The following is a 6,467-nucleotide window of genomic DNA, read 5'->3' as shown; positions in this document are numbered from 1 at the left end:
TCAACCTCGAAATCCCCCCTTTAACACGGAATCTCTCCCCCTTTACTGAGCAGCCGCCATGCGCGGTATGGAGCCCCTATGAACACAGCACGCGCCACCGAAGACATCGAGTTCATCAAACTACCTGAGGTCCGGAGAATCACCGGCATGGGCACCACCTTCATTTATGAGAAGGCCAAGCAGGGGGAGTTCCCCCGCCAAGTCAAACTGGGCACCAAGTCCGTGGCCTGGATCAGGGCCGAGGTCCAAGAGTGGGCAAACGCTCAAATCGCAGCAGCCCGTGGACAGAGCTGACGGGCTACTCGCCCGCCTCCAGCTTGTCGAGATAGTCTGCCCACTCCTGCATCATCGTTCTCCGCTGCTCCACGTACTCCGCATGGTTGTACGAGCCCCGCACCTTGTTGGGGTCTGCGTGAGAAAGCTGTGCCTCAATCCAATCTCTGTTGTAGCCCATCTCATTGAGGGCGGTTGATACCGTTCCACGTATGCCGTGGCCGGTCAGCTTGCCCTCATACCCCATTCGCTTGATGGCCACGTTGATAGTGTTCTCGCTCATCACCTTGCTGGGATCGTTCCGGCCGGTGAACAGCAGCTTGCAACGCCCGGTCATCTGCAGCACCTCCCGCACTACACCTACCGCCTGCCGCGACAGTGGCACCAGATACGGCGGAATTTCCCCACTTTCAGTACGAACACGGCTTCGCAACTGCTTTACCCCCTCCGGAGGGATGCGCCACAGCGCCTCGTCCAGGTCAAACTGGGTCGGTGATGCCGAGCGCGCCTCAATCGTGCGCACCATGGTCAGCAACATCAGGCGGATCGCGCTTTTGGTGAACATCGACATACCCGAGGCTCGCAGCTTGCGCAGGAACTCGCCCAGCTCATCGCGGCGCAATATCGGGTTGTGCTTAACCGGTGGCTGGATGGCCGCCACGATATCGATGTCTGAGGCCGGGTTCATCTCGATGACGCCCTCGGCAATGGCATAACGGAAAATCTCGTTCAGCCAGCCTCGGCACTTCTCTGCGACATGCAGCGCACCGCGTTCCTCCAGGCGGCGAACGGCCTTCAGTACATCCGCGCGCTTGATATCAGCGATCGGCATCCGGCCAAGCGCTGGGATTAGGTCCTTGTCCAGGTACCGACGCGACTGGGCGGCACTGCCCTTCTTGGCGTCGGTCAACCGCAAGGCTTTGAAGTTATGCCATCGGTTGGCCACAGCCTCGAAGGTATTCCCCGCACGCTCGCCAGCCTCAACGTGGGTCTTTCGGCGCTGCTCTCGCGGATCAATCCCCTTGGCAACCAGGGCACGGGCTTCGTCCCGCAGCTCTCTGGCTTCGCGCAGGGAGATTTCTGGGTAGGTACCAAACGAGAAGCGCGGCTGCTTGCCGTGCCATGAATAGCGGAAGTACCAAGACTTGGTGCCGACAGTCGCGACGAACAGTGAAAGACCATCGCTGTCGCTGAGCGTGTAGTCCTTTTCCTTGGGCTTGGCCTGCCTGACGGCGGTATCGGTGAGAGACATTTAGTACAGTTCCGGAGGGTCATATTCAGCTGTGCTGAGAACTGTACTAAAAATTCGCGGCAGACTGCGAAAGAAAGCGGAAGGCCACAAAAGAAAAAAGCCGCTCTAGGCGGCTTGTTTCTTGGCTTTCGCGGAACTCAACGGAACCTAGCGAAAGTACATGTGGTGCGGACGAAGAGACTCGAACTCTTACAGCTTGCGCCGCTGGAACCTAAATCCAGTGTGTCTACCAATTTCACCACGTCCGCGTAAAGCGTTTAAAGCAAAGGCGCCGGACTATTCATCGGGCGCCTTTTAGAATATGGGGTGGACGATGGGGATCGAACCCACGACAACAGGAGTCACAATCCTGTGCTCTACCAACTGAGCTACGCCCACCATATTACGTTACTGCTTCACTTGCGCCAAAGCTGCCTTAATGGCGCACCCGGCAGGACTCGAACCTGCGACCATCCGCTTAGAAGGCGGATGCTCTATCCAGCTGAGCTACGGGCGCATATTTAATCTGCTTTCGTTTAAGATTACAAACTAACTTTTCAGTCCCGCCAAACGAGCTCAAAATCCGCTCATTCTGCCTGACCTTGCTAACCAGTGCTAGGCTCTGCCCGACAAGTGCGACGAATGTTATAGACGAGTGGCAGGGTCGTCAACTCTTTTTTGAAAAAAATTCATTTTATTTAAGGGCTTAGAGCATTTGCCAGACCAAGCGCCTTTGCCCTAGGGCTGTGTCATGCGAGAATGCGCGCTCATTTTATTCCCTCTCGATGGTTAATCACGCGTCATGACTGCACAACTTATCGACGGCAAGGCGATCGCCGCCAACCTGCGCCAGCAGATCGCCCAACGTGTCGCGGAGCGCCGCCAGCAAGGCCTGCGCACTCCTGGCCTGGCAGTGATCCTGGTCGGCAACGACCCCGCCTCTCAAGTCTATGTTTCGCACAAGCGCAAGGATTGCGAAGAGGTCGGCTTTATCTCCCAGGCCTTTGACCTGCCCAGCGATACCACGCAGCAAGCCCTGACCGACCTGATCGATCGCCTTAATAACGACGCGAACATCGACGGCATCCTGCTGCAGTTGCCGCTTCCGGCACACCTGGATGCATCGCTGCTGCTTGAGCGCATCCGCCCAGACAAAGACGTCGACGGCTTCCATCCTTATAACGTCGGTCGCCTGGCTCAGCGCATTCCCCTGCTGCGCCCTTGCACGCCGAAAGGCATCATGACCCTGCTGCAGAGCACCGGTCAGGACCTGTACGGCATGAATGCCGTAGTGGTGGGGGCTTCGAACATCGTTGGCCGCCCAATGGCCATGGAGCTGCTGCTGGCAGGCTGCACCGTGACCGTCACCCACCGTTTCACCAAGGACCTGGCAGGCCACGTCGGCCGTGCCGACCTGGTAGTGGTTGCCGCCGGCAAGCCAGGCCTGGTCAAGGGTGAGTGGATCAAGGAAGGCGCGATCGTCATCGACGTCGGCATCAACCGCCAGGAAGATGGCAAGCTGGTCGGCGATGTGGTTTATGAAACCGCCCTGCCACGCGCAGGCTGGATCACGCCGGTTCCAGGTGGTGTAGGCCCGATGACCCGTGCCTGCCTGCTGGAGAACACCTTGTATGCGGCAGAAACGCTGCACAAATAAGGCATCAGGCAACTGAACGTACGGCACCTGCGAAGGTGCCGTTTTTGTTGGCACCCGAAAAACCTGATCGCCCTTCCCCCCCTCGACGCCCTCACCACAGCCGATTCCGCTGCACCGCGACCGCATTCAGCTTTCCCGGCTGAGCACCACACCGGCTTCAGCCGGGATTTACACGGCATCCCACGGACAATAGGCACATAGCCAACCCTGGATGCGTGCCTCGATGCAAACCACCAATACCGTCTTGATGATCCGCCCGGCGCGGTTCGCCTTCAACCCGGACACGGCCTTCAACAACCGCTTTCAGCAACCCTTTCTCGCCCCCGAACAGGCACAGCAGAAAGCGCTGGAAGAGTTCGATGGCTACGTCGACACCCTGCGCCAGCACGGCGTAGAAGTACTGGTCGTGCAGGACACCCCTGCCCCTCACACCCCGGACTCGATCTTCCCCAACAATTGGTGGAGCAGCCACGCGGACGGCAGCCTGGTGCTGTATCCGATGGAAGGCCAGAACCGTCGCCTGGAGCGCAACAAAGGCGTACTGCGCGTTCTGGAAGAGCGCTTTGCAATTAACACCACCGTCGACCTGAGCCCGCTGGAGCAGCAGAGCATGTTCCTCGAAGGCACCGGCAGCATGGTGCTGGACCGCGAGCACCGGATCAGCTACGCCTGCCACTCCGGGCGCACCCACAGCGAAGCGCTGCGCCAGTTCGCCGAGCAACTTGATTACCGCCTCTGCGTGTTCCACGCCGTCGACCGGCACCACGCGCCGATCTACCACAGCAACGTGATGATGAGCGTTGGCACTGAGCTCTCGGTGGTGTGCCTGCAAGCCCTGCCCGATGCGAGCGAGCGGCAGGCACTGGAGCGCTCCCTGCGCGACACCGGCAAAGACATCCTGGCACTGGACTTCGACCAGCTTGAAGGCTTCGCCGGCAACATGCTCGAAGTCCACGACAAGCAGGGCCAGCCGCTGCTGGTGATGTCGCGTAGCGCCTGGGCTTCGCTGAAGCCCGACCAACGCGAACAGGTCGAACAGCACAGCCGCCCGGTGGTGGTGAACATCGACAACATCGAACGCATTGGCGGTGGCAGCGCCCGCTGCATGCTCGCCGAAGTCCACCTGCCCGTGCGCAACTAAACTGATTATAAGAAGGAGAACAGCATGACCCGTTATCTGGATGTCACCGACCTGAGCCACCTGGTCACTCGTAAAGGTTTGAGCACCTGCCTGCGCGAGATGGCCGAGTACATCCGCCAGGACTATCTGCGCTGGCACGACTTTGAAAAGTGCGCGCGCCTGGCCAACCATTCGCCCGATGGTGTCATCGAATTGATGCCGGTATCCGATGCGAACCTGTATGCCTTCAAGTACGTCAATGGCCACCCCAAGAACACCCAGCGCGGCATGCTCACCGTCATGGCGTTTGGCGCGCTTGGCGATGTCGATACGGGCGCCCCGGTCCTGCTGAGCGAGATGACCCTGACCACCGCCCTGCGAACCGCCGCCACCTCGGCCCTGGCCGCACGCTACCTGGCGCGCCCGGGCAGCCGCAGCATGGCGCTGATCGGCAACGGCTCGCAGAGTGAATTTCAAGCCTTGGCATTCCATGCCCTGCTGGGCATCGAAGAGATCCGTCTGTACGACCTCGATCCGCAGGCGACCGCCAAGCTGATCGCCAACCTCAGCACCTTCCCGGCACTGAAACTGATTCAGGCCAGCTCTGTGGCCGACGCCGTTCGCGGCGCCGATATCATCACCACAGTCACCGCCGACAAGGCCTACGCCACCATCCTCACCCCGGAGATGATCGAGCCAGGCATGCACCTCAACGCTGTCGGTGGCGACTGCCCAGGCAAGACTGAGCTGCACCGCAACATCGTCGAAAACGCCCGAGTGATTGTTGAGTACGAGCCACAAAGCCGTATCGAAGGCGAGATCCAGCAGATGCCGGCCGACTCACCGACCACCGAGTTCTGGCAAGTCGTGAACGGCCAGGCAGCAGGCCGCGAAAATGACACCCAGGTGACCCTGTTCGACTCCGTCGGATTTGCCCTGGAGGACTATTCGGCCCTGCGCTATGTACTGGACGAGGCCACGGCACTCGGGATAGGCCACCAGATCGAGCTGGTGCCTGAACTCAGCAACCCGAAGGACCTCTTCGCCCTGCTGCGCAACCCTGCCGAAACCCTGGCAAAAAAACGCGCCTGAACCCGCCAAACCTGCTGCGCCCAGGCGCGGCAGGTCGGAAACGGCTGTGCAAAAGCCAAAACAGGCAACACCACAGCCGAATCGGCTGCACGGCAATTGTTAACAGCAAATTACGGTCGCCATGGCCGGCTGAAACGACACAAAAAAAAACCGCTCATCGCGCATTCTGAGGCCAGACCGAAGAGTCACTTCAAGACCCAAACAGCCTCACGATTTTTTACTGCCCTAAATCAATTACAAAACCAAGGGATACCCTCATGACTTCGTTTCGAAAGCCCCTTAGCGTGTTGCTCCTTGCGCTGTGCGCAAGCGCGGTTCAGGCTCAAGAATGGAAAGAAATCCGTTTTGGTGTCTACCCTGAGTACCCGCCGTTTGAATCGGTAGCGGCCGACGGCAGCCTGCAAGGCTTCGACATTGAGCTGGGCAATGCCATTTGCGCCAAGCTGCAGGTCAAGTGCACCTGGGTCAACAACGAGTTCGATGGCATGATTCCGGCACTGCGTGCGCGCAAGTTCGACGCGATCATGTCCTCCATGGCCGTGACCCCGGCACGGCAGAAGCAGATCGACTTCACTGACCGCCTGTTCCTCAGCCCGACATCCGTGATCACCCGCAAAGGTGCTGATTTCGGCGACACGCCGGAATCGCTCAAAGGCAAGCAGGTCGGCGTGCTGCAAGGCTCGCTGCAAGAGGCCTACGCCCGCGCCAAGCTGGCGCCGCTGGGCGCGCAGGTCAAGGCCTACCAGGCCCAGGACCAGAACTATGCCGACCTGATGAACGGCCGACTCGACGCCACCCTGACCGACAAGCTGGAAGCCCAACTGAACTTCCTGGCCAAACCCGAAGGTGCCGACTTCAAGACCGGCCCGGCCATCAAGGACCCCACCTTGCCGCTGGACATCGCCATGGGCTTGCGCAAAAACGATAGCGAACTGAAGGCCTTGCTGAACAAAGGCATCGCTGAGGTCCTTGCCGATGGGACCTTCGCCGAAATCCAGAAAAAGTACGTCGGCGACCTGGATATCTACAACGAGTAAATCTGTCTGCGGCCAGCCATCCTGCTGGCCGCAGCGGTCTCCACTCCAGCTTCTGAC

6 protein-coding genes and 3 tRNA genes are annotated in these 6,467 nt (G+C 59.6%); 5 read left to right on the top strand and 4 right to left on the bottom strand.

What is annotated here, in order from left to right:
* The first annotated feature begins 78 nt into the window (after positions 1 to 78).
* Positions 79 to 294 (top strand): helix-turn-helix transcriptional regulator, encoded by a 216-nt coding sequence (locus EKA13_RS25350; protein WP_065761834.1) that lies wholly within the window; start codon positions 79 to 81, stop codon positions 292 to 294.
* A 4-nt stretch (positions 295 to 298) separates the two neighbouring features.
* Here the strand turns inward: EKA13_RS25350 and EKA13_RS25345 are convergent, their stop codons facing one another.
* The 4 genes from EKA13_RS25345 to EKA13_RS25330 form a co-directional block, all read right to left on the bottom strand.
* A complete protein-coding gene (locus EKA13_RS25345) occupies positions 299 to 1,525 on the bottom strand; it encodes a tyrosine-type recombinase/integrase (protein ID WP_065761833.1) in 1,227 nt (408 codons plus the stop codon).
* 163 nt (positions 1,526 to 1,688) lie between these two features.
* Positions 1,689 to 1,773 (bottom strand) — tRNA-Leu (locus tag EKA13_RS25340).
* A gap of 54 nt (positions 1,774 to 1,827) precedes the next feature.
* Positions 1,828 to 1,903 (bottom strand) — tRNA-His (locus EKA13_RS25335).
* A gap of 41 nt (positions 1,904 to 1,944) precedes the next feature.
* A tRNA-Arg gene (locus EKA13_RS25330) sits at positions 1,945 to 2,021 on the bottom strand.
* A gap of 285 nt (positions 2,022 to 2,306) precedes the next feature.
* On the opposite strand from EKA13_RS25330, the gene folD reads away from it, so the two are divergent.
* The 4 genes from folD (at position 2,307) to EKA13_RS25310 (ending at position 6,410) form a co-directional block, all read left to right on the top strand.
* Complete coding sequence (folD, locus tag EKA13_RS25325) at positions 2,307 to 3,161, top strand: bifunctional methylenetetrahydrofolate dehydrogenase/methenyltetrahydrofolate cyclohydrolase FolD (RefSeq protein ID WP_065761832.1); 855 nt, start codon at positions 2,307 to 2,309, stop codon at positions 3,159 to 3,161.
* 223 nt (positions 3,162 to 3,384) lie between these two features.
* Complete coding sequence (gene ctlX, locus EKA13_RS25320) at positions 3,385 to 4,302, top strand: citrulline utilization hydrolase CtlX (RefSeq protein ID WP_065761831.1); 918 nt, start codon at positions 3,385 to 3,387, stop codon at positions 4,300 to 4,302.
* Positions 4,303 to 4,326: 24 nt separating this feature from the next.
* The gene (locus EKA13_RS25315; protein WP_065761830.1) at positions 4,327 to 5,373 is read left to right on the top strand and encodes an ornithine cyclodeaminase; all 1,047 of its coding nucleotides are present in this window, start codon (positions 4,327 to 4,329) and stop codon (positions 5,371 to 5,373) included.
* A gap of 257 nt (positions 5,374 to 5,630) precedes the next feature.
* Positions 5,631 to 6,410 (top strand): ABC transporter substrate-binding protein, encoded by a 780-nt coding sequence (locus EKA13_RS25310; protein WP_065761829.1) that lies wholly within the window; start codon positions 5,631 to 5,633, stop codon positions 6,408 to 6,410.
* Positions 6,411 to 6,467 lie beyond the last annotated feature (57 nt).

Source organism: Pseudomonas defluvii, assembly GCF_001695625.1.
Classification (GTDB): Bacteria; Pseudomonadota; Gammaproteobacteria; order Pseudomonadales; family Pseudomonadaceae; genus Aquipseudomonas; species Aquipseudomonas defluvii.
This window is presented reverse-complemented; position numbering and strand designations above follow the sequence as displayed.